Source organism: Thauera sp. (assembly GCF_047601425.1).
Classification (GTDB): Bacteria; Pseudomonadota; Gammaproteobacteria; order Burkholderiales; family Rhodocyclaceae; genus Thauera.
The window spans coordinates 980,424-1,004,603 of sequence record NZ_JASGJL010000001.1; the positions used below are offsets into that span (position 1 = coordinate 980,424).

At 69.3% G+C, this 24,180-nt stretch carries 22 protein-coding genes; 5 read left to right on the forward strand and 17 right to left on the reverse strand.

The window, feature by feature from the left end; translation table 11 throughout:
- Positions 1-13 precede the first annotated feature (13 nt).
- The 16 genes from QM748_RS04725 to QM748_RS04800 are packed head-to-tail and all read right to left on the reverse strand — an operon-like array spanning position 14 to position 18,443.
- Positions 14-2,527: a methyltransferase type 11 gene (locus QM748_RS04725; RefSeq protein WP_415245894.1), complete on the reverse strand. Its 2,514-nt coding sequence runs from the start codon at positions 2,525-2,527 to the stop codon at positions 14-16.
- A gap of 9 nt (positions 2,528-2,536) precedes the next feature.
- Complete coding sequence (locus QM748_RS04730; RefSeq protein WP_415245895.1) at positions 2,537-3,475, reverse strand: hypothetical protein; 939 nt, start codon at positions 3,473-3,475, stop codon at positions 2,537-2,539.
- A 22-nt stretch (positions 3,476-3,497) separates the two neighbouring features.
- Positions 3,498-5,942 (reverse strand): phage tail protein, encoded by a 2,445-nt coding sequence (locus tag QM748_RS04735; protein WP_415245896.1) that lies wholly within the window; start codon positions 5,940-5,942, stop codon positions 3,498-3,500.
- Between the two features lie 10 nt (positions 5,943-5,952).
- The gene (locus QM748_RS04740; RefSeq protein ID WP_415245897.1) at positions 5,953-8,151 is read right to left on the reverse strand and encodes a putative baseplate assembly protein; all 2,199 of its coding nucleotides are present in this window, start codon (positions 8,149-8,151) and stop codon (positions 5,953-5,955) included.
- A gap of 32 nt (positions 8,152-8,183) precedes the next feature.
- Complete coding sequence (locus QM748_RS04745) at positions 8,184-8,576, reverse strand: GPW/gp25 family protein (protein ID WP_415245898.1); 393 nt, start codon at positions 8,574-8,576, stop codon at positions 8,184-8,186.
- A gap of 2 nt (positions 8,577-8,578) precedes the next feature.
- Positions 8,579-10,231, reverse strand: coding sequence for a hypothetical protein (locus QM748_RS04750; RefSeq protein ID WP_415245899.1), 1,653 nt, complete (start codon positions 10,229-10,231; stop codon positions 8,579-8,581).
- Entirely contained in the window at positions 10,228-10,869 is a 642-nt protein-coding gene (locus QM748_RS04755; protein WP_415245900.1) for a phage baseplate assembly protein V, read from the reverse strand. The genes QM748_RS04750 and QM748_RS04755 overlap by 4 nt, the downstream gene beginning before the upstream one ends.
- Positions 10,866-11,915, reverse strand: coding sequence for a phage late control D family protein (locus QM748_RS04760; protein ID WP_415245901.1), 1,050 nt, complete (start codon positions 11,913-11,915; stop codon positions 10,866-10,868). The genes QM748_RS04755 and QM748_RS04760 overlap by 4 nt, the downstream gene beginning before the upstream one ends.
- Entirely contained in the window at positions 11,902-12,066 is a 165-nt protein-coding gene (locus QM748_RS04765; protein WP_263461789.1) for a hypothetical protein, read from the reverse strand. The genes QM748_RS04760 and QM748_RS04765 overlap by 14 nt, the downstream gene beginning before the upstream one ends.
- Positions 12,066-12,764 (reverse strand): hypothetical protein, encoded by a 699-nt coding sequence (locus QM748_RS04770; protein WP_415245902.1) that lies wholly within the window; start codon positions 12,762-12,764, stop codon positions 12,066-12,068. Before QM748_RS04770 ends, QM748_RS04765 begins: the two co-directional genes overlap by 1 nt.
- A 10-nt stretch (positions 12,765-12,774) precedes the next feature.
- Entirely contained in the window at positions 12,775-13,236 is a 462-nt protein-coding gene (locus QM748_RS04775) for a phage tail protein (RefSeq protein ID WP_415245903.1), read from the reverse strand.
- Positions 13,229-14,851, reverse strand: coding sequence for a hypothetical protein (locus QM748_RS04780; RefSeq protein ID WP_415245904.1), 1,623 nt, complete (start codon positions 14,849-14,851; stop codon positions 13,229-13,231). The genes QM748_RS04775 and QM748_RS04780 overlap by 8 nt, the downstream gene beginning before the upstream one ends.
- 4 nt (positions 14,852-14,855) lie before the next feature.
- On the reverse strand, positions 14,856-15,314 hold the full coding sequence (locus QM748_RS04785) for a phage tail protein (protein ID WP_263461785.1): 459 nt from the start codon (positions 15,312-15,314) through the stop codon (positions 14,856-14,858).
- 17 nt (positions 15,315-15,331) lie between these two features.
- Positions 15,332-17,047 carry a phage tail sheath family protein gene (locus tag QM748_RS04790; protein ID WP_415245905.1) on the reverse strand — a complete coding sequence of 572 codons (1,716 nt, stop codon included), beginning with the start codon at positions 17,045-17,047 and terminating at the stop codon, positions 15,332-15,334.
- A 38-nt stretch (positions 17,048-17,085) separates the two neighbouring features.
- Positions 17,086-17,853: a hypothetical protein gene (locus QM748_RS04795; RefSeq protein ID WP_415245906.1), complete on the reverse strand. Its 768-nt coding sequence runs from the start codon at positions 17,851-17,853 to the stop codon at positions 17,086-17,088.
- A 5-nt stretch (positions 17,854-17,858) separates the two neighbouring features.
- Positions 17,859-18,443: a DUF4255 domain-containing protein gene (locus tag QM748_RS04800; RefSeq protein WP_415245907.1), complete on the reverse strand. Its 585-nt coding sequence runs from the start codon at positions 18,441-18,443 to the stop codon at positions 17,859-17,861.
- A 342-nt stretch (positions 18,444-18,785) separates the two neighbouring features.
- Here QM748_RS04800 and QM748_RS04805 point away from each other — a divergent pair, with 342 nt between their 5' ends.
- Complete coding sequence (locus QM748_RS04805) at positions 18,786-19,277, forward strand: hypothetical protein (protein WP_415245908.1); 492 nt, start codon at positions 18,786-18,788, stop codon at positions 19,275-19,277.
- 16 nt (positions 19,278-19,293) lie between these two features.
- On the forward strand, positions 19,294-19,842 hold the full coding sequence (locus QM748_RS04810; protein WP_415245909.1) for a hypothetical protein: 549 nt from the start codon (positions 19,294-19,296) through the stop codon (positions 19,840-19,842).
- Positions 19,843-19,884: 42 nt separating this feature from the next.
- On the opposite strand, the gene QM748_RS04815 is transcribed toward QM748_RS04810, so the two are convergent.
- Complete coding sequence (locus QM748_RS04815) at positions 19,885-20,685, reverse strand: inositol monophosphatase family protein (RefSeq protein ID WP_263461780.1); 801 nt, start codon at positions 20,683-20,685, stop codon at positions 19,885-19,887.
- A gap of 84 nt (positions 20,686-20,769) precedes the next feature.
- Here QM748_RS04815 and QM748_RS04820 point away from each other — a divergent pair, with 84 nt between their 5' ends.
- From QM748_RS04820 to glcE, 3 genes are all read left to right on the forward strand, one after another.
- Entirely contained in the window at positions 20,770-21,504 is a 735-nt protein-coding gene (locus QM748_RS04820; protein WP_415245910.1) for an RNA methyltransferase, read from the forward strand.
- Positions 21,505-21,605: 101 nt separating this feature from the next.
- On the forward strand, positions 21,606-23,105 hold the full coding sequence (gene glcD / locus QM748_RS04825; RefSeq protein WP_415245911.1) for a glycolate oxidase subunit GlcD: 1,500 nt from the start codon (positions 21,606-21,608) through the stop codon (positions 23,103-23,105).
- 189 nt (positions 23,106-23,294) lie between these two features.
- Positions 23,295-24,173 (forward strand): glycolate oxidase subunit GlcE, encoded by an 879-nt coding sequence (glcE, locus tag QM748_RS04830; protein ID WP_415248017.1) that lies wholly within the window; start codon positions 23,295-23,297, stop codon positions 24,171-24,173.
- Positions 24,174-24,180: the final 7 nt, after the last annotated feature.

Genomic DNA, 24,180 nt, shown 5'->3' on the forward strand with positions numbered 1-24,180 from the left:
GTTCTCCTTGCCGTCAGCCGGCGAGCGACTCCCACAGCCTGATCTGGGCCGCGGCCAGTCCGTAGTTCTTGCCTTCGCTGACGAAGAACTTGGGCAGATCGACCGCGCTGCCGAGCTCGAACAGATGGTCGCGGAGTTTCTCCAGGAGCGCGGCATCGGCCCTGGCGATCGCCTGCATGCTCGGCCACAGCGCAGGATCCAGGCGGCGGTCGGCCAGGCCGGCGATCTGCGCCGCGGCGATGCGTGCTTCGGCAGCGGCGCCGATCAGCGCGTCGGCAGCGCCGGCGGCCTTGATGCCGGCTTCGTTGGCGCCGCGCGCGCGGGCGAGGCTTTCGAGTGACAGAGCGGCTTCGAGGTCGGGTGCGCGTGCGCCATCCTGCTTCAGCTTTGCGATTTCCGCGTCCGCCTTCTTCACCCGCTCCTCCAGCGCCGTGCGCTGTGCGTCCTGGGTTCTTGCCTCGCTTTCCGCCTTGTCGAGTGCAGCCCGCAGCTCTGCCAGGCTGCTGTTGCCCCTGGTCTCGCGCTCCAGACTGGCCTCGAGCCGGCTGCGGGCATCGGCGAGCTCGGCGTCGGCGTTGTCGCGTGCCTTGCGGATGTCGCCGATTTCCGCCTTCAGCTTGTCGATTTCCTCACGCGCGGCCTGCAGGTCGGTATCGGTGCCGCCGGCGGTTTCCAGCCTGATCCTGGCCTCCTTCAGCTCGGCTTCGAGCTGGGCGATCTGCAGTTTCGCGGCCTTCAACTGGGCGGCAAGCGTGGAGCCTTCCTTGTCCAGCCCGGTGGATCGGGCGCGTTCGTCGTCGAGCATCCTGGAAAGCTCGTCGATGCGCCGCTTCACGGTTTCGTCGATCGGCGATGCAGTGGTCTTCAGGCGCTCGATCTCGGCACGCGCGGCGTCGAGATCGGCTTTCAGCTTGTCGATCTGTGCGCTGGTGGCTTCGAGGGCGTTGGCGAGCACGGCGGCGTTGCGCTGGTCCGACTTCAGCGCCTCGATCTCCTTCCGCGCGGCCTCCAGTGCCAGCGCCAGGCGCTCGATCTCGGCCAGCGCGTCGGCCAGGCGCTGGTCGCCGCCGAGGGCGACGGCCTTCTCCAGTTCGGCGATGCGGATCTTCAGGCGTGCGGCTTCGGCTGCCAGCGCAGCGCGCGCTTCCTCGGCCGTGTCTGAGGCCTCGAGCGCGGCGTCCAGTTGGTCTTCGAGCCGGGCGGCATCTGGGGGCAGCGTCGCAGAGGGCGGCGGCAGCGTGGTGCCGAGTGCCAGCACGACGGCGCTGACGGCAGTTTCGGCGGTGCGCGGCGGGCGGCGCACGTAGAGGATTTCGTCCGGATTCGCCTCGGCCCAGATCGCGCGCCAGACGTCGGCGTCGGCGTCGATGCGGTGGATGGGCGGCTGCGGCAGCACGCGCAGCGCGAGGCGGTCCAGGCGCGCAAGGCGGCCGAGCGCGCGCGGCACGACCTCGGCCGGTGCTTCGAGCTGGCGGGCGCGCAGTGCGAAGGCCGCGTCGCTCATCGGCGCCAGCACCATCACGTCGCAGTCGGCGTCGCGTTCGAGGTCGATGGGGGCGAGATGGGCGGAATCGGCCAGCACCGCGGCCAGTTCGCTGCGGCGCACCGGCGCGATGCTGACCTCGAAATCCTTGGGGAAGAACTGCTGGCGGCCGTCGACCGGGTCGATCGAATCCTGCGGCAGCGAACCCCAGGGCGGCAGCACGCGGAAATACTGGCTGGCTGCGAAGGCGCCGCGCAGTCCGCTGCTGCGCCGCGCCGCGAATACCGCCTGCAGCAGTTCCTGGTAGTGTGCGGCGAGATCCTGCTGGACAGCGTTGGGGGTGTTCAACGCGCGCTGCGGCCGGCGCAGCAGGCCGCGGTCCAGCCACAGGATGCGGCCACGCTCGACGGCGAGCAGGCCCAGCGCCACGGCGTCGTCGGATGGCAGGGCAAGGCGTTCGCCGCTGCCCAGCAGCTCGCGCGCGAGGTTCGCGCGCACGGCGATTTCGTCCTGCTGTGGCAAGGGCAGGGGCAGCGGCATCAGGCGCAGTTCCACGCCCTCGGCCCAGGCCGAGACGTGCGGCGTGCGCGCCGCGGCGAGGTCCTTCGGATAGGCTTCGGCGACGCCGTCGATGGTCTCCGCATGCGTCAGCGCCAGCGCGTACAGGCCGCGGGCGTAGCTGCGGAAGCGGCCGTCGTTGAGCGTCGCGATCAGCCCGCTGTCGAGCAGGTCGATCGTCAGCGGTCCGCCGTTGAGCTGCAGCACGCGGCCGGACGGCGCGATCGCGATGCCGGGGGTGACTTCGACGACGTGGCCGGAGCGCAGGCTGGGCTCCAGCCCGCGCACGATGCCGGCGCCGAAGACCTGGCCGAGTTCGAGCAGGCGCTCGTCGAGGTAGATCTGGTCGCGGTTCAGGTCCGAGGCCTTCAGCAACTGGCCGTCGAAGTAGTTGGTGCGCGACAGCAGCGGGTCGATGCTGGAGATGCGTTCGCCGGCCGCGTTCGTCGTGCCGGCACGCAGTGGAGTGAAGCGTATGTTGGCCATGGCGGTTCCTTAGCTGCGGATCAGCCGGGCGAGGGCGGCGGCGTTGAAGAGGAAGGGGCGCACGAGGTTGTCGACCTCGATGCGGCGCGGGTTGACGACGAGGCCGGGCTCGGGGGCCGGCGGCGTGAGGCGGATCGCGATGCGTGCGAGCAGGGTGCGGGCGAGCAGCGCCGGATCGGTCAGGAAAGCCTGGCGGGCGAGCAGCGCCTGGTTGTCGTCGCCGAGTGAATGCAGCAGGCGGGCGCCGAGTTCCAGTTGCCCGCGCGCGGCACCGCTGCTGGCTTCGATGTGGCTGCGCTCGCGCTCGCCGAGTCTGTCCTCGATCTCGCCGAAGGGCCGGATGCGGGCATGGGCGGCGAAGAGGTGTTCGTCGTCGGCGACGTCCTGCGGGCGTTCGGCGGCCAGTTCGAACAGCACGCAGTCCGCGACCCGGCTGGGCTGCACCGGGTCGGTGCCGGCGTTGATCTCGGTCGCCAGCACCGGCTGCAGGCCGCTGGCGCAATCCTGGTAGCGCATCGTGACCTTGAGCCACAGCAGGTTGTCGGGCTCGGCATAGCCGTCGCGGATCAGCACGCCCCAGGCCGCCTCGTCCTCGAACTGGGCGGTGAGCCAGGCGCCGAGATCGACGCAGTAGGGCTCGGCGGCGCTGACTTCGCGGCCCAGGCCATCGACGCCGATGCCGGGGCTGACGACCAGGCGCACGCGCACGTTGTCGGTGTCGTTGCCGGGGTCTTCCGCGCGCATGCTCACGCGCAGGCCGGCCACGGTGCCGGCGCCGTGCAGCCAGTAGCCGTGGCGCGTCGCGCGGCGGCGGTGGTAGTCCTGTTCGGCACGTGTCGCTTCCAGCCCGAGCAGCATGCCGGGCTGGTGGCTCACCCGCTTCAGCGCCTCTTCGAAGCGGCCGTCGCTGGCGAGGCTGGCATCGCAGTTGTCGTCGGGCTTGTTCATGCCCTTCTCCTTTTTCGGTCCCTTACGGTCCTTCACCGGCGCTCGCGCCGACGGTCGTGGCATGCTCGGGGTCGAGCGCCACCGGGTTGTGCAGCAGATCGCCGCGGCCCAGGCGCGTGCGGTCGAGCACGACGCGGCCGGCCGGCGGCCTCGTTTCCAGCCAGGTGTCGATGCCGAGCAGCGGCGACAGGCCGAGTACGAAGGGGTGCTCGCTGCTGCGGATCGCCCACTGCACGGTCGCCGGCACCAGCGCCGGCAGGGCGTCGCGCACCACGGTCTGCAGGCTGCGCGCCGGACCGTGCAGGATCACTGTCAGGCGCCGCGAGGCTTCGTCGAAGAAGCGCTCGACCACGGCCGCCTCGCCCTGGCGCTCGGCCACTTCCGGTGCGAACAGGGCGAGGAATTCGCGCGCCGCGTCGTCCGACAGGATCAGGCTGTCGCCGACGATGCTGTTGCCCGACAGGCCGGTGCCGAGCGTCAGCGGATGGCCGCGGTCGTCCATGTCGATGCCGAGGATGGTCGCCATCGTGTGGCGCAGGCGGAAATGCTCGACCGGGATCACCGCACCGCGCGCGACCGCGCCGTCGGTCAGGATGTCGAGCGCCAGCAGCAACCCGCGGTAGCTGCCGTGCGCCTGCTGCAGCGCGCCCTGCGAGGCGAGCCAGCGGCGGCGTCGCGCTTCGGGCCAGTGGCCGGGCAGCGCCGTGCCGAGGAAGCCGGCCAGCCAGGGCAGGCGTTCGGCCGGTGTCGCCGTCGGATCGACGAGGATTTCGCTGGCGGCGATGCGGTCCTCGAGCGGCGTCAGCATGCCTTCGAAACTCGCCAGCAGGCGTTCGCGCAGGTCGGCGCCGTTGGCCGGCACGGTATCCGTGCCCTCTTGCGGCTGCGGACGTTCCTGTTGCTGGAAGTGGTCCGGCAGGTAGTTCGTCTGCCACGAGAAGCGCGGGTAGTGGATGCGCAAGGCGAAGATCGCCGGGCTGTGGCGGCCGTCGCCGTGCAGCGTGAGGCGCAGGCGCAGGTAGCGGCCACGCACTTCGCGCACCGCGCCGCTGCCGCGCTGGATCAGCACTTCGTACAGGCCGGCGTGGGGATCGTCGGGCGGCGCTCGGCCTGCTGCGAAGGCCAGCTCGGATGGCTGCGGATTCCGTACGCCTTGCGGCTGCGCGATCCATTCCTCGGGCAGGCGGCTGCGGTCGTCGCCCGCCTGCACGGCGATGTCGATGCGGCAGCCGGGCGGGATGCAGGCGTCGAGGTAGAGCCGGTCCCACAGCGTGTCCGGCATCGCCGAATCGAAGGTCTCGCTGAGCGTCACCGTGCCGGACGGCGCGAAGCGGGCCTGGGCGAGCCGGTAGAGGCGGAGCGGGCCATCCGCGCTCAGCGTGCGCGGCAGGCCATCGCGATGGCGAACGAAGCGGACCGCGGCCGGCAGCGCGGCTTCCGAACGGCGAGGCCAGCGTTCGGCGACGGCTTCGGCGCGGGCGGCCGTTCCGTTTCCTTCGCCATCCTCTTCGTCCGGCAGCACGAAAAGCGGGCAGTCGCGCTGCCGGCCGCGCCGTTCGCCTTCTTCGAACGGCAGCAACAGCAGAACACGGTTTTCGCCCAGTGCCTCGATGTCGGTGGCGAGCGGTAGTTCCGTCGGCAACGGGTGGATGCGGAAGGCGGCATCGGGCCCGGCGGCCAGCGGGCGGCTGAAGATCTGCATCCGTGCTGCGGTGTCTGCGCTGTCGGGGCGCTCGGCGAGGATGTAGAGACGTTCGCCGTCGGCAGCGAGGCCCAGCAGGCCGCGGTGCGGTGGCAGTTCAGCTTCCCACAGCAGGCGCAGCGGGTCGGGGTTGGCCTGAAGCGGCTCGAAACGTTCCGGGCGGCCGGCATAGGGCCGCGGCAACGGGGCGCCGCCGGCAAGTGCCAGCCGCGTTTCGCCGAGCAGCCAGATACGGTCGGCGCCAGTGCTTGATTCGACGCAGGCATGGCGTGGCGCGAAGGCCAGTGTGCAGTGCGTCTGCCAGCGCTGGCGCAGATGCACGACGGTGAGGCCGTGCGCATTGCCACCGTCGCTCCACGGCAGTGCGGCGAGGCCGCTGCCGCCGAAGGCGAGATCGGTGAAGCGGCCATGCGGTGCGTCCACCGGGTCCAGCACCAGGGAGGCGAGATCGGGCGCGCCGGTTTCGGCATCGTCGAGCGCGGCAAGCACTGTTCGCCATGCTGTCGGCGGCCAAGTGAGCGCGTATTCGAAGCGGTGTCCGTCGTCCGACAGGCGCCCGAGCTGGCCGTGGTCGTCGATCATCCATGGCGTCGCCGCGGCGTGGAGTTCGCGCGCACGGGCCGGCGGCAAATGCGGAATCCTGGCATCGTCCTGGCGCGTCAGCGTGAATGCGCGCTGCCCGGCGTCCCAGCTGCATTGACGGCTGGCGTTGCGGAAATCCGCGGCGCCATCGAGGAGCAGGAAGCGGGTGGCATTGCTGTTCATCACGGTGTGCTCAGCAGAGGTCGGGAACGATCGGCACCGGCACCAGCGCCGTGCGTGTGCCGCCACCCGGCTGTGCCGGACCGGGGCCGAAGCCCCGTGGCGGCGCGGGGCGGTCCTCGCCGGCGCTGATCGCGACGGCCATCAGTTCGGGAAGCTGGAAGTCCAGCAGCGGCAGTGCCTGCGCGGCGGCGAGCTCAAGCCAGACGGGGGCTTCCTGCTGCGTGTCCTGGTAGAACAGGCGCAGGGCGTTGACCGCTTCGATGCCGTCGACCCGTCCTGCCTGCGTGCGCAACTCGTTGATCTCGACCGCCTTGCCGCGCGGCCAGCCGGCGCCGCGCGGTCCGCCCGGCGGCAATGCCCACAGGTAGCGCAGCAATGTCCGTTCAACTTCGGCGTGTACCTGCTGCTCGGTGGCCGGATCGACGACTTCGAGCGATACCGCGACGGCGACCGGCACGAATTGCGGCGACAGCACGTACAGTTCGGTGCCGAGCATGCAGCGTGCCGACAGGTAGTCGTACACATCGGTCAGCAGACCCACCGTCGGCCGCGGCGCGGCGGCCAGCGCCTGAGGCGCGGGCGGCAGCACGAACACGCTGACGACGCCGGGCAGCTTGCGGCGCACCGCCTTCAGGCTGGTGCCGGGGAAGAAGCCGGCGACCGCTTCGGCGCGTGCCACCTGGTTGATCGGGTTGTCGCGCGCGAGCACGCCGTAGTCCTCGGCGGTAACGGCGCGGTCGCGATGGCTGAGAAAGGCGGGAATGCGGCGTTCGGCCTCGTCCAGGGTCTCGGCATCGACGCCGCCGCGTGTCGGCCATTCGTGGCGCAGCGCGAGGCGGGTGCTGCCGCCGTGGATTTCCTTGATGCTGTCGGGCGGCAGGTTGCCGCCGCTGCCGCCGCCGTGGCGATAGAAGGCCGCGCGGATGCGTGCGTTGGCGGGCGGGCGCCGGCCACGGATGCCGTCGCCGAAGCGCACGCCGCCGCTGGCCGCATCGACGGTGAAAACCGGGTCGTCCGGTCCGCTGCCGGCGAAATGCGCCACCCGTGTCCAGGGCTGGAAGGCGCGCAGGTGCTCGACATCGACCTGGACACTGTCCGGGTCAACGTCCGCATGCGGCAGGGCGAAGGCCTGGTCCGGGCGGCCGTTCCCGGCGCCGAGCACGATGTCGCGGGCAATGCCCTGGCCGATGACGTCGACCGCGTTGAGGCCGATGTAGCCGAGTTCGAGAACGGCTTCTTCGGTGCAGGAGACGCGCAGCCAGAACAGCAACTGGCCGGGGCGCAGCTCGGCGGGCGCTTCCGGCGGTGTGTCGCCGAAGCCGGCGAATTGCGGGTCCTGTGCGGCGGCGGCGCGCAGCAGCGCGGCATTGCGCGGCAGGCGCAGGCGTGCGACGCCGGTGCGGCGTCCGCCCGCCGAGCTGTCGGCCACGAGTTCGAGCGGCAGGTACTGCACCGTGCCGGGGGCATCGTCGGGGTCGGGCCACCAGGCGAGCTCCCAGTCCAGCTTGCGCGGCCGCAGGCCGGTGGCGAGTTGGCCTTCCAGTTCCGCCAGCGGCGCGAGGCCGATGTTGAGCACGATGCCGGCGAGATCGCGCCGCAGCAGATCGGCCTGGGCGATGAAGGCCGGCCTGGCGAGCACGATCGCGAGATGGAAGGCGCCGTCGCGCGTGCCGGCGGTGCTCAGGACGTCGCGCCCCGGCAGCAGGGTCACGGGACGGAAGGCGGCGGGCTCGACGCCGTACTGCGTGCGCAGCTGTTCGAGGCTGATGCCCTCGGCGGCGAGGGCTGCGTCGTCGAGCGTGCGCTTGACCAGGACGTGCAGCGCGAGCGGCGTCGGCTGGACTTCGCCGACGGTGGAAAAGCTCGTCGTGCCGGCCTTCAGCAGTGATTCGGCGGCGAGCAGCGGCGGCAGTGCGCGGCTAGTGGCGTCGATGCAGACGATGCCGCTGGCCGGGCGGGCGGGGCGGAGCGGAATCTGCAGCAGGTTCAGGAAGGCGCGGCGCTGGCGGTCCGGAATCTGGTTGGCGCGGTAGATGATGGTCTCGGTGAGCCAGGCGAAGAGGTCGACCAGGGCGTAGACCGGGTCGCCCGGCGCGAGCGGGGCCATTTCCGGCACGTGGCGGGCGAGGCGGGCCTGCAGTTCGGCGACCAGTTCGTCGAAGCGGCGGTCGTCCAGGTTAGGGACGGGAAAATGTGTGGGAAGCGGCATGTGTTCGGCTCCCTGTCATCCGGTCGTGATCTTCATGCGCCCAGTGCCAGCGCGAGCGAGATGACTTCGCGGCGGTCGTCGGCGAGCAGCCGGTAGCGCACTTCCAGATTCACGTGGGAAAGGCGCTCGCGGTCGGCCACGACGCGCACTTCGTCGATGCTCACGCGCGGCTCCCAGCGTGCCAGCGCGCGCCGGGCGGCGTCCGCGATCAGCGCACGGGTGGTTTCGTTGTTGGGGTAGTGGATGAAGTTGCGGATGCCGGCGCCGAAGTCCGGGCGCATCAGGCGCTCGCCCGGCCGCGTCAGCAGGATGTTGAGCATCACTTCGCGCACGCTGGCGTTGCCGCGGCGCCATGCGGGGCGGCCGTTCTCGGCAAGGCCGGCCAGCAGCGGAAAGCTCGTCAGCAGGGATTCCGGCGTCGGCATGTTCATTTTCCTTTCAGCGCTTTCAGGCACAGCCGGGGCAGGGCGAGGAAGGCCCAAGGCAGCCAGCCGAGAAAGAGATTCAGCAGGTTGATGACGACCATCAGCAGCAGCATTGCGCACAGCGTGATCGCCGGCAGGCTGAAGCCGAAGCTCCAGCAACTGCCCGAACGGTTGCCGGGGCCGCCTTCTTTCATGTCGATGCCGGGCTGGATCCTGCGCAGCACGTCGGCGAGCGATTTGGATGTGAGCATCGCGACGCCGCGCGGCAGGCCGCGTCTGAAATCGTCCAGCGAAGGCAGCACGATGGTGGTCGGGCGCTGCGCATCGGGGTCGAAGGGCGAAGCGACGCGGAACATCGGGCTCGCCGGCCCCCAGGCAACGCGTTCGCAGCCGCAGTCGTCGGCCCAGCGCACGAAGGGCACGGCGACGAAACGGTCGCCCTCCGTCTGGCCGTAGCGCGGCAGCGCCAGGCCATCGTCGAAGCGTACCTGGGCGCGGGCCAGGCGCAGCGCGACGAGGCTGCGCAGATCGGCGGCCTGCTGCTCGGAAAGGACGAGATAGTCGTTGCGCGTCTGGCTGCTGTTGCCGGCGGGCAAGGCAACCGAGCCGGGTATGGCGTCGTTGCGGGCAATCCGTGCAAAGAGCGCGATCAGGCCTGGCGCACTCCGGTCCAGCCATGCGAGTACCGTCTCGCCGGGGACCTGAACGAGACGAGATATCAGGCTGTCGTCGATGCGCTGCTCCAGCGCATGGAAGCGCAGCTTGCCGAGCAGCGTGCGCAGTCCGGCGTTATCGGCGTCGGCGGCGTCGTTGACCTGGAACCGCGCGACCAGCGTCTGCAGCAGTTCGATGAAGCCGGCGGTCGCGATGCCGTCCGTGACGAGCTGCCCGTCGCCTGCGCTCCACGTTCTTGCTCCCCTGCTGCCGAGCGGCCAGGCGTGTTCGAGGCCGAAGTCGGGCGCCTGGTCGCCGCCGGCCTGCGGCAGCGGCGTGTCGGCGGCTTCGCGTGCGCTGCCGCCCAGCGGCAGGTAGCCCCACAGCAGGGTGTGGCTGCGCACGGTGCCGTTGGCATCGCGGCGGCGGACCAGCAGCGGGTGCAGCGGCGTGACCTCCTCGCCCGAATGGGGCGGCTCGGGGAAGCGCCGCGGCAGCAGGCCGCGGGCGGTGAGGCGGTGCACGTCGTCCGGGTCATGGTCCGGAATCGGGTCGCCGCGCCAGCCCAGCGGCTGGCCGTCGGCGATCATCCAGCGCTGCGGCGGGCCGTCGGCCGGCATGCGGCGCACCACCATGCCGGCGCCGAGGATCTTCTTCGGATCGAAAGCCGGCGCGCCGGGGATCAGGCACTGCACTTCGGCGCACAGGACGTAGAAGCTGCGATGCATCGGCAGGCGCAGCGTCGGTTCGTTCCTGAAGCGGCCGAAACGGTCCTGGCCGAACCAGGGCTGCGCCGTCATCCTCGTCAGGCGGCCGCTGCGGGCGTCTTCGAGGAAGCGGGCGACGAAATCGTCGTCCAGGTAGCGGTGCAGCGTCGCACCGTCGCCGGCGCCGGCGAAGAAAGGCGCGGCCACGCGCGGTTGGTGCATGCCAGTCGTGCCGGCCGATTTCGCTGCGCGCCGGGCTTGTTCGGCCAGCAGGGCGTCTTCGACAGTGCTCACCATAGGTTTCCCGCTCCCGGCGAGTAGCTCGCCGACACGACCGCGTTGCTGATCAGGGTGTCACACTGCACGACACCGGAAAACTTGCTCATGCCGGCGTCGACCTTGACCATGCCGGCCGACACCGTGAGCATCGACGCCTCGATCTTCACCTCGCCGGCGCTGCTCACCTTGATGCTGCCGGGCGACATCTCGACCTTTTCCCCACCCTGCTCGACGGTGATCCTGCCGCCGCCCTGGTCGGTGATCGTGAGGTGGTTGCCGGCCGGCGTTTCGATGCGGACCCTGGGTTCCTGGTCGTCCAGCAGCACCTTGATGCCGGCCGGACTCTGGATGAAGTAGCGTTCTTCCACCGGTTCGGCGTCGCCGGGCTGGCTGCTGCCGCCGCTCCATACCGCGCCGAGCACGATGGGCAGCTCCGGGCTGACGAAGGCGATGATCACCTGTTCGCCGACGCGCGGCAGCAGGCTGATGCCGTAGCCGCTGCCGGCGCCCGGCACCATCACCGCTGCCCAGGTTTCCAGGCCGGTCGCCGGCAGGCGAAGTTTCACGCGGCCGCGGTGTTCAGGATCGGCGTTGTCGAGCACCACGCCGAGGTGCAACTCGTGCAGGGTGCCGGGGCTGTGGTGGGTGTTCATGGATTCCAGTCCGGACGTTCGACGCGCAGGCGGGTGGACAGGCCCTGGGTGTTGTCGAAGTGGTGCCAGCATTCGGTGATGCGGTAGCGGCCGGCCAGCCGCGGCGACACGCCGGCCAGCTCCAGCTCGCGCCCGGCGTCCAGTTCCGGGGTGCCGGTGCAGACGATCTCGCCGTGCAGGAAGCGCTGCGCGTCGCGCCGGAAGGCGCCGCGGGCCAGGGCATCGGCTTCGGCCTGCGAGCGTGGGTAGGGATGGGGGCGCGGCGAGCGGCCGTCCCAGCCGAGTTCGGCCAGCGTCGCCGCGGCGGTTCGGCCGGATGGCGACGGGGCGAGCGCGGAACTGCTGCCGTTCGCGTCGGCATCGGCCGCGAGGTTGTGGCCCGTGGCCAGCACTTCGCGGGGCTGGCGGTTGAGGTCGGCGACGATGCGCACGCGCTGGGCGTTGGCGGCAGGATCGACGCGTATCGGCCTGGCGTCGGCCTCTTCGGCGCGTGCGCGCAGGCGGCCGTCCTGCATGCGCAGCGGAATGCCATGCGGGCCCAGCAGGCGCAGCAGGAAGGCGAGATGGCTTTCGTTGTGCTGCAGCCAGTCGGCGCTGCCGGCGTCGACATCGACGTCGGCCTGCAGGCCGGCTTCGCCGGCGATCGCGCGCACGACCTCGCCCAGACCCTGGTTCTCGAACACGCGGCTGGCGCGGCTGCGCGCGAGCTTGTGCAGGGCGTCCTCGGCGAGGATCACGAGTTGCGGCGCACCATCGCCGTAGCGTTCTTCCAGCGCGGTGATGTCGCCGGAAAACACCGCGCTGTCCCCGGTCTCGCCGAGCAGAATCTCCAGCCGGCTGCCCAGGCGCAGATGCTGGAAGGCGAAATCCGGCGCGCCTGAGTCGCCCGGCAGCCAGTTGATCACCCGCAGTTCGGCGCTTGCCATGCCGCTGGCAGGCAGATGCACCGACAGCGCGAGCGCCGCCTCGCCCAGTGCGGGCAGCGTGCTGCCGTCGATGCGCAGGCGCGGACGGGCGCTGACGAAGGCGGGCTCAGTCGATGACAAGGCGGGCCTCCCGTTCGCGTGCGATGGCGAGCAGATCGAACAGCGTCTCGCCCGGCTGGCCCTGGGGAGGGCGGACGTCGGCGCCGGCGTTCTGCGCGGGGTTCGGCTCGGGCTGAACTTCGGCCACGAGTTCATCGATGATCAAGGGCATCATCGGCCTCCGAAGGGAAGCAGCACGGCACCCGGCGGCGTGAAGCGCGGGTTGTCGAGCTTGTTGAGATCGGCCACGCCGCGCCAGTCGCGCGGGTTCCGGCCCGCTGCCTGCGCCACGCCTGCCGCGCTCTGGCCGCCGGCGGCAAAGCCCGGTCGGGCGGCGGCCTGCACGGCAGGATCGAGGTCGAACTGGTAGCGGTCCTCCTTGAAGGTCAGCGCCAGCGTCGCGCGCAGCGGGATGCCTTCCGGGGCGAAGAAATCGAGCGTTTCGGAATAGCTCGACAACATGCCGGTGAACTGGAAGCTGCCCCACTGGAAGCGGCAGCGTACCGGGGCCTTGGGGCGCTCCGAGCCGGCATCCTGCGGTTTCATGAAAGCTTCGGCGATGCGCTTGGTCAGCGTGCGGACGTCGGTGTTGGCGGCGACCGTCTCGCGTCTTTCCGCGCCCAGCTCGGCGGTGACGCTGGTGTCGAACACCAGTTCGACCGCGAGCGTGGATTCGCTCTTGTCCACGTATTGCGCCGCTGCGCCGCTGCCGCCGCTACCGCCCTTGTTGTCGGCCTTCAGGGTGTTCGACAGCGTTACGCGCAGCGTCGCCGGGTTGAACTGGACGTCGATGTGCTTGCTCTCGTCGGTCTCGACCTGATCGCCGTTCATCGGGATCAGCTTGGCGCGGGCGATCTGCATGGCGGGCATGGCTGTTTCCTCAGGCGCGCTCGAGTTCCAGGCCTTCGTGAACGAGCTGCAGTTCCTCGATGGCGACCTGGTTGGCCGTCGAGGACAGATCCGGCCCCTTGAAGCGGGTCGGCAGCGCGTTGGTGATGCGCCAGCGCAGCAGGGGCTGGTCGGGCTTCTCGGGGTGGAACACGTCGATGGTGCCGTTCATGCGCAGCGCGTGGTTGGACTGGCGGGTGGAGACGTCGAACCAGCGCCACAGGTCGGCCACCGCGGTGATGCCGCGCTTGAGGACGATGGGCGCGAAGGTCGTCGGGCCGGCAAGCTGCACCTCGCCCCAGTTGCGTCCGCCTTCCTTTAGCGCCTTGGGCGCCATCGTCGCTTCCAGCCCGCTGACTTCGCTGAAAGCGCCTTCGCACAGCAGGCCGCCGCCCTCGCCGTCGTACAGCGCGACGTGGAAGCGGAAGGGAATGAATTCGGCATGCTCAGCCATCGATCGCCTCGATCCGTGTGTCCGTCCCGCTGGCGTGGCGGTCCTGCAGGAAGGTGATGCGTATCCGGTCCAGCGGATAGGCGAGGGCGACTTCGATCTCGAAGGCCAGCGCCGATTCGGCCTGCGGCAGTTGCCGGATGCGGAAGGCGTCCTCCGGGCGGGCGCCGCGCAGCGCACCGGCGGCATGGAGCCGGCCGAAGAAGGCGCGCAGGGCGATTTCCGCTCGTGGGTCGCGTGGGTCGATGTCGAACGCGAGCCGTTCGCCCAGCGCGCGCAGTTCGCGCCGCAGCCAGCCCATGAAGCGCATCGCCTCGGCCGAGCGCCAGTGGCCCAGGGCGCGGGTGGCATCGTTCATGCGGTCGAGGTCGGCAGCGGGCAGGCAGGGCGTGCACAGCGTTTCGTCGTCCACCTGGAGTTTTCCGGCGCGCATCAGCAGTACCGTGACGCCAGGGTCGTCCCGCAGATCGGCCGCACGCTGCTGCGTGACCGGCGGCCAGGGCTGCAGCATGCCGGGCAGCGGACGCCCGCCGATCGAGCGCCACGCTCCGAAACGCTGGGCGACGCGCGCCTGCATGCCGGCGACGAGCCCGCAGGGCGAGCCGAGCTTGCGGTCGTCGCCGCGCAGATAGGGCCAGACGAACTGCAGGTGGCGCAGCCGGCGGAATCCGGCGCGGTCTTTGCGGCCTTTCGTGTTGCCGGCGTCCTGCTCCGTGTCAGGGTCGCTCTCGCCGCGCAGCAGTTCGAGGAATCGGGGCGAGGGCGTGGGCAGTTCGTCTTCGGGACGCGAGTCGAGCGGCAGTGCGAGCAGGCATTGCAGGTCCGGCCGCAGCCGCGCCAGGGCGTGCGCGATCTCGGCGACGATCTGATTCGGATCGACGGTTTCGTCCACGGCCGGCATCTCGTCCGGGTTGCGGCGTTCGCGGTGGGTGTCGTCGATTTCGGTGCCGCAGGGCAGGAAAACCGGCTCGGGGTTCGCCAGCCGCAGGCGCGGCACGTCGGGCAGCGCGGCGGGAACGAGCAGGCGTTCGAGGTCGGGCAGGGCGACGATGCCTGCGCGCGGCACCAGCAGCGCGTGCTCGAAGGCGCCCAGCGTGTCCGGCTCGACCAGATCGGCGCCGGGGCGCGGCAGGAAGGTGCCGATGCCGGCGCGCTCGGGAACGCGGATGATCCACAGCGTGCGGGTGTCGGGCGTGCCGGCGTAAGCATTGCTGCTGCTGGTGCCGGCGAAGAAATCCTGCACCGCCAGCGGCAGCCAGGCTGCCCGCCCGGCGAGGGTGCTGCGATAGCCGGTGTCGGTATCGAAGGCGAACGGAAACAGCGCCTGGAAATGGCCGAGCGAGCGGATCGGGATCGGCAGCCGGTACAGCGCGAGCAGGTCGGCATCGTCCGCAGCGGCCAGTTCCGGCCCATCGAGGAGCCGGCGCAGCCGCGCGATCTGCCTGGCGAAGCCCAGCGCCTCGATGTCTGCCAGCACGACGGCGTCGCGTGCGAGTCGCTGCCACTGCGCGCCGCCGTCGGGCGACGGGCAGTGGCCGATCATCACGACCTCGACGGGCGCAAGCCGCCCCGGTTCGGGGCGGGCGTCCAGTTCGATGCGGCGGTCGGCGAGCAGCATGGCTTCATTCCTGCTCGATGGTCTCGACGGACAGCACCAGTTCCTCGATGGCGACGTCGCCGCCGCCCTTGGCGGTCAGCGTCGGTCCGGTCCATTTGATCGGAATCGCGCCGCGCAGCTTCCAGGTCAGCACGGTTTCGCTGCGGTCTTCGGACTGCAGCTTGATGGCGATGTCGCGCTTGGCCTCGGAAATCTTGCCGATGCGGCCCAGTTCCAGCCATTCGTAGAGATTCTGCGCCCCGATCACGCCGCGCTTGAGCGTGACGTCGCCGGCCTTGTGGATGCCCGGTACCTTGCGCACGTAGTTCACGCGGTCGTTGCCGGCGCGGTATTCGGCGATCGTGACTTCGGCATTGAGGCCCGACACCTCGGAGAAGCCGGCGCGCACCTCGCTGCCCTGGCCGGGTTCGAGGTCGACGAGGAAGTTGAACGCCGAATATGGGGTTTCACGGAAAGTGGCCATGACTCTTTCTCCGGTTTTCAGGCGTCGGCGGTCTTCTGACCGATGCGGAAGATCACGAATTCAGCCGGCTTCAGCGCGGCGACGCCGACGAGGCACACCATGCGGCCGTTGTCGATGTCGTTCTGCGTCATCGTCGAGCGGTCGCAGCGGACGAAATAGGCTTCCTTGGGCGTGCCGCCGAGCAGCCGGCCGTTGCGCCATTCGTTGAACAGGAAGTCCTCGACGCTGGATCGGATGTTGGCCCACAGCGCCTCGCCGTTCGGCTCGAACACCGCCCACTGGGTGGACTTCTCGATCGAACGTTCCAGGTAGAGGAAGTAGCGCCGCACATTGACGTATTTCCACTCCGGATCGCTGGTCAGCGTGCGTCCGCCCCATACGCGATGGCCGCGTCCGGCGAAGGAGCGCAGCACGTTGATGCCGTTGGGGTTGAGCAGCTCCTGCTGGAAGGCGTTGATCTGCTGGTCGAAGCGCAGCGCGCCCATCACGATCTCGTTCGCGGGCGCTTTGTGCACGCCGCGGTCAACATCGGTGCGGGCGTAGATGCCGGCGATGAAACCGGAGGGCGGCACGGCGATGTCCCGCTGCCCGCCGGTCGGGTCGGGCGTGACGACCCAGGGGTAGTAGAGGGCGAGGCGGGAGTCGTCGAAATTGCCGGCGAAGGCGCGTACCTCGCTGATGCTCTGGTCCTTGCGTGAATCGACGAGGCCGATGCGATAGCGCATGCGGCGGCAATGCTTCTGCATCTCCAGCACGACGGCCTTGTGCACGTCCTCGCCGGAGGCAGCCGCTGCGGGCGTCATCACGATGGAGACGTCCTCGATGTCTTCGAGCGCCTTCAGGCCGGTGCTGCCCTTGACTTCGTCGGTTTTGCCGGCGTAGTCGATGGCCGCGGGTTCGCCGCCGTCCGAACCGCCTGCGAGCGTGATCAGGTAGCGCGGGCCATCGAGTGAAGTGGCCTGGGGCGTGATGGCTGCGGAATCGCATAGCGCGATCAACGCGCTCCGAATCTCTTCCTCGCTTGCTTCCTCGTTTGCTTCGGCTGGCTTGATGACGACCGAGATTGGCGAGCTCAGCGCTTCGGCACGGCGCTCGGGCTCGGCCGGCAGCGCGGCGGCAAGGCTTCCGGGGGCGATGGAGAGTTCGGCGTAGGTGTAGATGACTTCGCCGTCCTTGCCGCCGCTGCGCACGTCCAGGTCGAAGCGGCGCCGGTCGGGGTCGCGCCAGCGCAGCTCCAGCGTGTATTCGCCGGCCTTGCCAGGGAAGCGGCTGAAGAAGGTGACGATGCCTTCGGCGCTTTCGGCGTCGTCGGTGTCTTCGGGCGGCTCGGGATCCTCGGGCGGTTCGGGATCCTCGGGAGGCTCGGGCTCGGGAGGTTCGGGGGTTTCCGTGTCCTCGGCGCTCGTCCTGGTGCTGGCGGCCGTGGGCTGGGTCCCGCCAGCGGCCACGCGCACGACGAAAAGCTGCTTGCCGCCGTTGTCGAAGAAGGCCCGTGCCGCGTGCGCGGTGTAGTTGGGCACCGCGGCGCCAGCCGTGCCGATGGCCAGATCCTGCGCGTCGCCGTAAATGCGTTCGAACTCCGCATAGCTCGTCAACACCTCGGGCAGGCCGCGTAGCGGCCCGCTGCGAGTCGGCCCGATCAGTGCCGCGACGCTGGTGCCGACACCCTCGATGGATTTGTTGCGGAAACTCGTCTCCTCGACGAAGACGCCAGGTGCAAGGTACTCGGGCATGTCGCTTCTCCTTCGGGGGCGTTGCGTTTCTCGGGCGTTCAGGAAAGCCGCAGGACAAGGGCATCCCGTCCCGGGCTGGCAAGGGTGGAGATGCGCCCCGGCGCAATGTCCACCGCGAGTTCGGTCTTGAAGGCGCCGCCGCCGCTGCTGGTGCCGCGCACCTGTACTGCGGGCAGGGAGTCGGGATCCGTGCCGTCTGCTGCGGCCTGCAGCGTCAGCGTCGCGGGGTAGGTCTGCGCCGGTGCGTCCCGGGTCAGTGAGGGCAGGCGCTCGAGCGACAGGCGGAATTCGCCTCGTCCGTCGCTCTGGGCGATGAAGTCGAGCGGCTCCGCCAGCGGAGGCGTCACGCGCAGGGTCAGCAGTACCCACGGTATAGGCGTGCCGTCGTCCAGCGTGGTGCATCCGTGCAGGCCGCCGGCCGGGCCGAAGCGCGTACCCAGCGGCGAGCGGAACAGCCGCAGGCGGCGCCCGACACGCCCTCCGGCATCGAATGCGAAATGCCGCGGCAGGAAGAGGCCCTTGCGGTCGCGCACTTCGCCGGCGAGCGGGTACAGCGCCTCATCTGGCGGAGCGAGGTCGGCCGGTGTTGCCTCGCCGTCGACGAGCAGGCCCAGCTCCTCGGGCTCCCACCGCCACAGGGCGGTGCCGGCAGTCTTGTGGATCAGCTTCAGATCGCTTGGCCCCTGCGTGATGCGCACGTCGAGGTCCCGTGCCGGCAGCGTGCGGCGTGCGAGCGCCTGCGGGCCGCTCGCGTCCAGCCATTCGATGAAGTCGCTGGCATGCAGGACGAGGGTTTCGGCGATCATTGCGCTCACCCTCCGCCATTCACCGGAAAGACCAGCGTGCGCACCGGCGGCCCCTCGTCGGGGTCGATGTCGGGCGCGAGACGCACCGTTTTGACGAGATATGGGGCGGACAGGCGGTAGTCGCCGGGCAGGCTGTCCCACAGCCGCATCAGGTCTTCGGTGCTCATCTCCTCGGGCAGCACCTGCACGCTGTCCTCGTCGCCCCACGATGGGTCGGCAAGACTCAGGTCGGCGCTGGTGAAGGACAGGCCACCGCCGATGATGCGGATTGCCGTGGAAAGGAATTCGATTTCCTGTTCGGTGTGTGTGCACCAGGCGATCAGCAGCAGGTGCAGATTGACCGGCAGTTCGGGGCGAGGCAGGCGGCGGCCTTCGACGGCGGGGAGGTGGCGGTTGCGGCTGAAGGGGTCGACCGAGATGCGATGCAGGTACAGTCCCAGCGTGTCGGTGTTCGGCAGCGGCGTGCCCGCCAGCGTATGCGAGCCCAGAATCTCCACCTGCGGGTTGCCGCTCAGCCGGGCTGCCATGCGAATCGACAAGCGTTCGCGCAAGGCCTGCAGCACTGCGAGGATTCCGTGATGCGAGGCCAAGCTGTCCTCCCCCCGAAACGGGCGTGGGCTTGCGAGACGGTACGGCGTGAATGGGCTGAGCTTGCCCTGTCGGCGGCAGGATGACGTTCGAGAAAGGCAGGCAGTGCCGATGTGTGACAGGAAGTTACACTCTGATCGTAGTGCGGGAATGTCGAATGTCGAGATAAAAATATCTATTGAATTTGCGTCGATTCTGTTGCCATATGCATGATCTGCGGTCGGGGCAGCGAGACATGCTTGCGGAGCAACGGGATTTGAATGCTCCAGCCTTCGATCCCGCTGATGGCACGATGGCGGCAAGATCGCCCATGCCGATCGTTTTTTTGCCAATGGAGGTGGTGAATGGGCAGCAGGTTCTTTCGCTCCATGCTGTTCGGGAGTGCGATCCATTGCCTGATCGTTTTCAGCGTGCAGGCCGCTCCGCCCTTGCCGGCGCTGGGCGCCGACGCGAATGCGGTGACGGTGTCGGGGATATCGTCCGGCGCCTACATGGCGGTGCAACTGCAGGTCGCACATTCCGCGATGGTGAAAGGTGCGGGTGTGATCGCCGGCGGCCCCTACGAATGCGCCCAGGGCAGCGTCTGGCGCGCCCTCAGCAACTGCATGGAGCCCTCGACGCCGGCCAGCGTGCCCTCGGTGAGCGATACCGGCTCACGCATCCAGGCGCGGGCACGCGCCGGCCGCATCGATGATCCGGCAGGTTTGGCCGACGACAAGGTGTGGGTGTTCTCCGGCAGCGCGGATCGTACGGTCGAGCGGCCGGTGGTTGAACGGGCTGGTGTCTTTCTACCGCAGCCGCCTGCCTCAAACTGCCGTGCAGTACGTTCAATATGAGGGAGCCGGGCACGCGATGATCTCGGTTGCCGATCCGGCAGCGAATGCCTGCGAGACTTCGGCTCCGCCTTTCATCAACCGCTGCGGCGATCTCGATGCAGCCGGCGAATTACTGACTCATCTGTATGGTCCGCTGGCGCCGCGCGTGGACCGGCCGGCAGGAGAGGTGATGGCATTCGACCAGCGCGAATACACCGGCATCGCGCCGTTCGAGCTGAGCATGGCGGAGCAGGGCTATGTCTATGTGCCGCAGGACTGCCGCGCGGGTGGCTGCCGGCTGCACGTTGCGCTGCACGGCTGCCGCCAGACCGAAGGCGATATCGGCCGTCGCTTCGTCGACACGGCTGGCTACAACGAGTGGGCCGACGCCAACAGGATCATCGTGCTGTATCCGCAGGCGGCGGCGCGCAGCGGCCTGGCCTTCTGGTCGTGGCGCTGGGTCTACAACCCCAAGGGCTGCTGGGACTGGTGGGGCTACACCGGGCCGGAATACGCGACGCGCGATGGAAGCCAGATTCGCGCCATCCGCGCGATGCTCGACCGCCTCATCGAGCCCTCCAGGTAGTGGCGGGCAGGGCTCGGAGATGAGGCGGGAGTCGGGGGCAGATCAGGCCTGCATGTTGGCCGGGCGGTAGGCCTGGATGACCGGCAGCAACTGGCCGAAGACCTTCGGCGTGCCGGCGACGACGTTGCCGGTGGCCATGAAATCGGCCTCGCCCGACAGGTCGGACACCAGGCCGCCGGCTTCCTGGATCAGCAGCACGCCGGCCGCCATGTCCCACGGCGACAGGCCCATTTCCCAGAAGCCGTCGAGACGGCCGCAGGCGACGTAGGCCAGGTCGAGCGAAGCCGCGCCCGGGCGGCGGATGCCGGCGGTCTTCTGCGTCAGTTCCTTGAACATCGCCAGGTAGGCATCGACGTTGTCGAACTGGCGGAAGGGGAAGCCGGTGCCGATCAGCGACTCGTTCAGGCGGGTGCGGCGCGACACGCGGATGCGGCGGTCGTTGAGGAAGGCGCCGCTGCCGCGCGAGGCGGTGAACATCTCGTTGGTGTTCGGATCGTAGATCACCGCATGTTCGAGCACGCCGTTCTTCGTTTGCGCGATCGACACCGCGTACTGCGGAAAACCGTGGATGAAGTTGGTGGTGCCGTCGAGCGGATCGATGATCCAGTTGTACTCACTCTCGGGACCCGACTCGCCGGACTCCTCTGCTAGAATCCCGTGCCCCGGGAAGGCCTCGCGCAGCACTTCGATGATCGCCTGCTCGGCAGCGCGATCGACTTCGGTGACGAAGTCGTTGGGCGTCTTGCTCTGCACCGTCAGCAGGTCGAGCTGCGTGGAAGCGCGGTTGATGACGGTCGCAGCGCGGCGGGCGGCCTTGACGGCGATGTTCAGGGTGGGATGCATGCGGGATCTCGGTCAAAGAGCGGGGCTGCGCCGCGCTATCGTGCGCGCCGGCCCGGCGGAATTCGGAAAACGCGGAATTTTAATATGAATCGCCCCCTTGCGCTCGACCGTATCCGGGTCGTGCTGTCGCGTACCAGCCACCCCGGCAACATCGGCGCCGCCGCCCGCGCGATGAAGACCATGGGGCTGCGCCAGTTGTGGCTGGTGTCGCCGGCCGTTTTCCCCGACGAGGTTGCCACCGCGCGGGCGTCTGGCGCGGTCGACATCCTCGAGTCCGCCCGCGTGGTCGATACCCTGGAACAGGCACTGGCCGACACCGTGTTCTCGGCCGCGCTGACCGCCCGCCGGCGCGAGCTGTCGCTGCCGCGCCGGCATGCGCGCGAGGCGGCGCAGGAGATCGTCGCCCGTACCGTCGATGGCGAGGTCGCGCTGGTGTTCGGCAACGAAACCAGCGGCATGACCAACGAGGAAGTCGGCCTGTGCAGCCTGCCGGTGACGATCCCGACCGACGCCGAATTTTCCTCGCTGAACCTCGGCGCCGCCGTCCAGTTGCTGGCCTACGAGCTGCGCATGGCCGCGCTGCAGCTGCCGCCGCTGCAGGATCTGCAGGCCGAACCCGCGACCCATGCCGATTTCGAAGGCTTCATGGCTCACCTCGAACACGCGGTGACGCTGAGCGGCTTTCACGACCCCAAGAACCCCAAGCGCCTGCTGCCGCGCATGCGGCGGATGTTCAACCGCATCCGGCTGGAGAAGGAGGAAGTCGCCATCCTGCGCGGCATGCTGACGACCTTCGAGACACCGAAGCGGCGCAACTGAAAGCCCGCTGAACCGGGCCGCTGCCTGCAAGGAGGTCTTGGAGCGCGCGGCCGAAGGCCTTAGCATCTGTTGCCAACGAGGACAGGTGGACGGGCCCTGCAATGAACATTCTCTACGACGAGGCGATCGACGGCGCGCTCAACAAGGTCGATGTCGCCGATCTCTTTGCCGAGCTGCGCCGCAGCCTGCCCGATCTCCAGATCCTCCATAGCGAGGAAGACCGCCGCCCCTACGAGTGCGACGGCCTGTCGGCCTACCGCACGCTGCCGATGCTGGTGCTGCTGCCCGAGCGTGTCGAGCAGGTCGAAGCCATCTTGCGCATCTGCCACGCACGCCGGGTGCCGGTGGTGCCGCGCGGCGCGGGCACGGGCCTGTCGGGCGGAGCGCTGCCGCTGGAGCAGGGCGTGCTGCTGGTGATGGCGCGCTTCAACCGCATCCTCGAAATCAATCCGCAAGGGCGCTTCGCCTGCGTGCAGCCGGGCGTGCGCAACCTGGCGATCTCGCAGGCCGCCGCGCCCCACGAGCTTTATTACGCGCCCGATCCCTCGTCGCAGATCGCCTGTTCGATCGGCGGCAACGTGGCGGAGAACGCGGGCGGCGTGCATTGCCTGAAGTACGGGCTGACCGTGCACAACGTGCTCAAGCTCGAGATTCTCACCATCGACGGCGAGCGCCTGACGCTGGGCTCGGATGCGCTGGATTCGCCCGGCTTCGACCTGCTGGCGCTGTTCATGGGCTCCGAAGGCATGCTCGGCATCGTCACCGAGATCACGGTCAAGCTGCTGCCCAAGCCGCGGGTGGCGCGCGTGCTGATGGCGAGCTTCGATTCGGTCGACAACGCGGGCAGGGCCGTGGCCGACATCATCGGCGAAGGCATCATCCCGGGCGGCCTGGAGATGATGGACAAGCTCGCCATCCAGGCGGCCGAGGACTTCATCCATGCCGGCTATCCGGTCGAGGCCGAGGCGATCCTGCTGTGCGAGCTGGACGGCGTCGAGCTGGATGTCGCCGAGGACATCGAACGGGTGCGCGCAGTGCTGGACAAGGCGGGCGCGACCGCGGTCAGCCTGGCGCGCGACGAAGCCGAGCGGGTGAGGTTCTGGGCCGGGCGCAAGAATGCCTTCCCCGCCGTCGGCCGCATGTCGCCGGATTACTACTGCATGGACGGCACGATTCCGCGCAAGCACTTGCCCAGGGTGCTGCGCGGCACGGCCGAGCTGTCGGAGCGCTATGGCCTGCGCGTGGCCAACGTCTTCCATGCCGGCGACGGCAACATGCATCCGCTGATCCTGTTCGATGCCAACCAGCCGGGCGAACTGGAAAGGGCCGAGGAGCTCGGCGGCAGGATCCTCGAACTCTGCGTCGAGGTCGGCGGCACCATCACCGGCGAGCATGGCGTGGGGCGCGAGAAGATCAACCAGATGTGCGTGCAGTTCAACGCCGACGAACTGACTTTCTTCCATGCGGTGAAGGCGGCGTTCGACGCCGAAGGCCTGCTGAACCCCGGCAAGAACATCCCCACGCTGCGCCGCTGCGCGGAGAACGGTGCGATGCGTGTGCACCAGGGACAGATGCCGTTTCCCGAACTGGAGCGTTTCTGATGGGCATCGATACTCGGGATGCCGACCTCGGCGAGGAACTGCTGGGCCAGGTCTGCACGGCGCTTTCCACCGGCACGCCGCTGCTGATCCAGGGCGGCGGCACGAAGGCGTTCTACGGCGGGCAGGGCAGCGGCAGCTTGCTGGATACGCGAGGCCATCGCGGCATCGTCGAACTACGAACCGACCGAACTGGCCGTCACCGTCCGTGCCGGCACGCCCGTTGCCGAAGTCGAGGCCGTGCTCAACGGCGAAGGCCAGACGCTGGCTTTCGAACCGCCGCAGTTCGGCGGGCAGGCCACGGTGGGCGGCATGGTCGCGGCCGGGCTGTCCGGCCCGCGGCGGCCGTGGGTCGGCGCGGTGCGCGACTTCGTGCTCGGCTGCCGCCTCATCACCGGCCATGGCAAGCATCTGCGCTTCGGCGGCGAAGTGATGAAGAACGTCGCCGGCTACGACGTTTCGCGCTTGATGGCGGGCAGCCTGGGTTGCCTCGGGCTGCTCACCGAGGTGTCGCTGAAAGTCCTGCCCAAGCCGCGCAGCGGCTGTACGCTGCGGCTGGAGATGGATGTGTCGACGGCGCTGGATCGTTTCGCCGAATGGGGCCAGCAGCCCCTGCCGATCACCGCCGCCTGCCACGACGGCGAAGCGCTGATGCTGCGGCTGGAAGGAGGCGAGGGCTCGGTGAAGGCTGCGCGGGAAAGCCTTGGCGGCGAGGAGGTGTCGGCGGAGTTCTGGACGGCATTGCGCGAGTTTCAGCTCGATTTCTTCGCTGACCCGGCGCCGTTGTGGCGATTGTCGATGGCCAATGACAGCCGTCCGGACATGCCCGCCGGCGCTCAGCTCGTCGATTGGGGCGGTGCGCAGCGCTGGCTCAAGAGCTCCGCCGACAGCGGAGAAATCCGCCGCGCAGCGGCAGCGGCGGGCGGGCATGCGAGCTGTTTCACGCCAGGTGCCTGCGACAGCCCGCTGCACCCGCTGCCGGCAGCGCTGATGCGCCATCATCGCCAGCTCAAGGCGCAACTCGATCCGCAAGGCATTTTCAACCCCGGCCGCATGTACGCCGGGCTGTAACAGGCAG

Bases quoted from the DNA above. Each gene is read 5' to 3' on its own strand.
- QM748_RS04725 (WP_415245894.1), bottom strand. From the start codon at position 2,527: ATGGCCAACATACGCTTCACTCCACTGCGTGCCGGCACGACGAACGCG.
- QM748_RS04730 (WP_415245895.1), bottom strand. From the start codon at position 3,475: ATGAACAAGCCCGACGACAACTGCGATGCCAGCCTCGCCAGCGACGGC.
- QM748_RS04735 (WP_415245896.1), bottom strand. From the start codon at position 5,942: ATGAACAGCAATGCCACCCGCTTCCTGCTCCTCGATGGCGCCGCGGAT.
- QM748_RS04740 (WP_415245897.1), bottom strand. From the start codon at position 8,151: ATGCCGCTTCCCACACATTTTCCCGTCCCTAACCTGGACGACCGCCGC.
- QM748_RS04745 (WP_415245898.1), bottom strand. From the start codon at position 8,576: ATGCCGACGCCGGAATCCCTGCTGACGAGCTTTCCGCTGCTGGCCGGC.
- QM748_RS04755 (WP_415245900.1), bottom strand. From the start codon at position 10,869: ATGAACACCCACCACAGCCCCGGCACCCTGCACGAGTTGCACCTCGGC.
- QM748_RS04765 (WP_263461789.1), bottom strand. From the start codon at position 12,066: ATGCCCTTGATCATCGATGAACTCGTGGCCGAAGTTCAGCCCGAGCCG.
- QM748_RS04770 (WP_415245902.1), bottom strand. From the start codon at position 12,764: ATGCCCGCCATGCAGATCGCCCGCGCCAAGCTGATCCCGATGAACGGC.
- QM748_RS04775 (WP_415245903.1), bottom strand. From the start codon at position 13,236: ATGGCTGAGCATGCCGAATTCATTCCCTTCCGCTTCCACGTCGCGCTG.
- QM748_RS04780 (WP_415245904.1), bottom strand. From the start codon at position 14,851: ATGCTGCTCGCCGACCGCCGCATCGAACTGGACGCCCGCCCCGAACCG.
- QM748_RS04785 (WP_263461785.1), bottom strand. From the start codon at position 15,314: ATGGCCACTTTCCGTGAAACCCCATATTCGGCGTTCAACTTCCTCGTC.
- QM748_RS04790 (WP_415245905.1), bottom strand. From the start codon at position 17,047: ATGCCCGAGTACCTTGCACCTGGCGTCTTCGTCGAGGAGACGAGTTTC.
- QM748_RS04795 (WP_415245906.1), bottom strand. From the start codon at position 17,853: ATGATCGCCGAAACCCTCGTCCTGCATGCCAGCGACTTCATCGAATGG.
- QM748_RS04805 (WP_415245908.1), top strand. From the start codon at position 18,786: ATGGGCAGCAGGTTCTTTCGCTCCATGCTGTTCGGGAGTGCGATCCAT.
- QM748_RS04810 (WP_415245909.1), top strand. From the start codon at position 19,294: ATGATCTCGGTTGCCGATCCGGCAGCGAATGCCTGCGAGACTTCGGCT.
- QM748_RS04815 (WP_263461780.1), bottom strand. From the start codon at position 20,685: ATGCATCCCACCCTGAACATCGCCGTCAAGGCCGCCCGCCGCGCTGCG.
- QM748_RS04820 (WP_415245910.1), top strand. From the start codon at position 20,770: ATGAATCGCCCCCTTGCGCTCGACCGTATCCGGGTCGTGCTGTCGCGT.
- glcD (WP_415245911.1), top strand. From the start codon at position 21,606: ATGAACATTCTCTACGACGAGGCGATCGACGGCGCGCTCAACAAGGTC.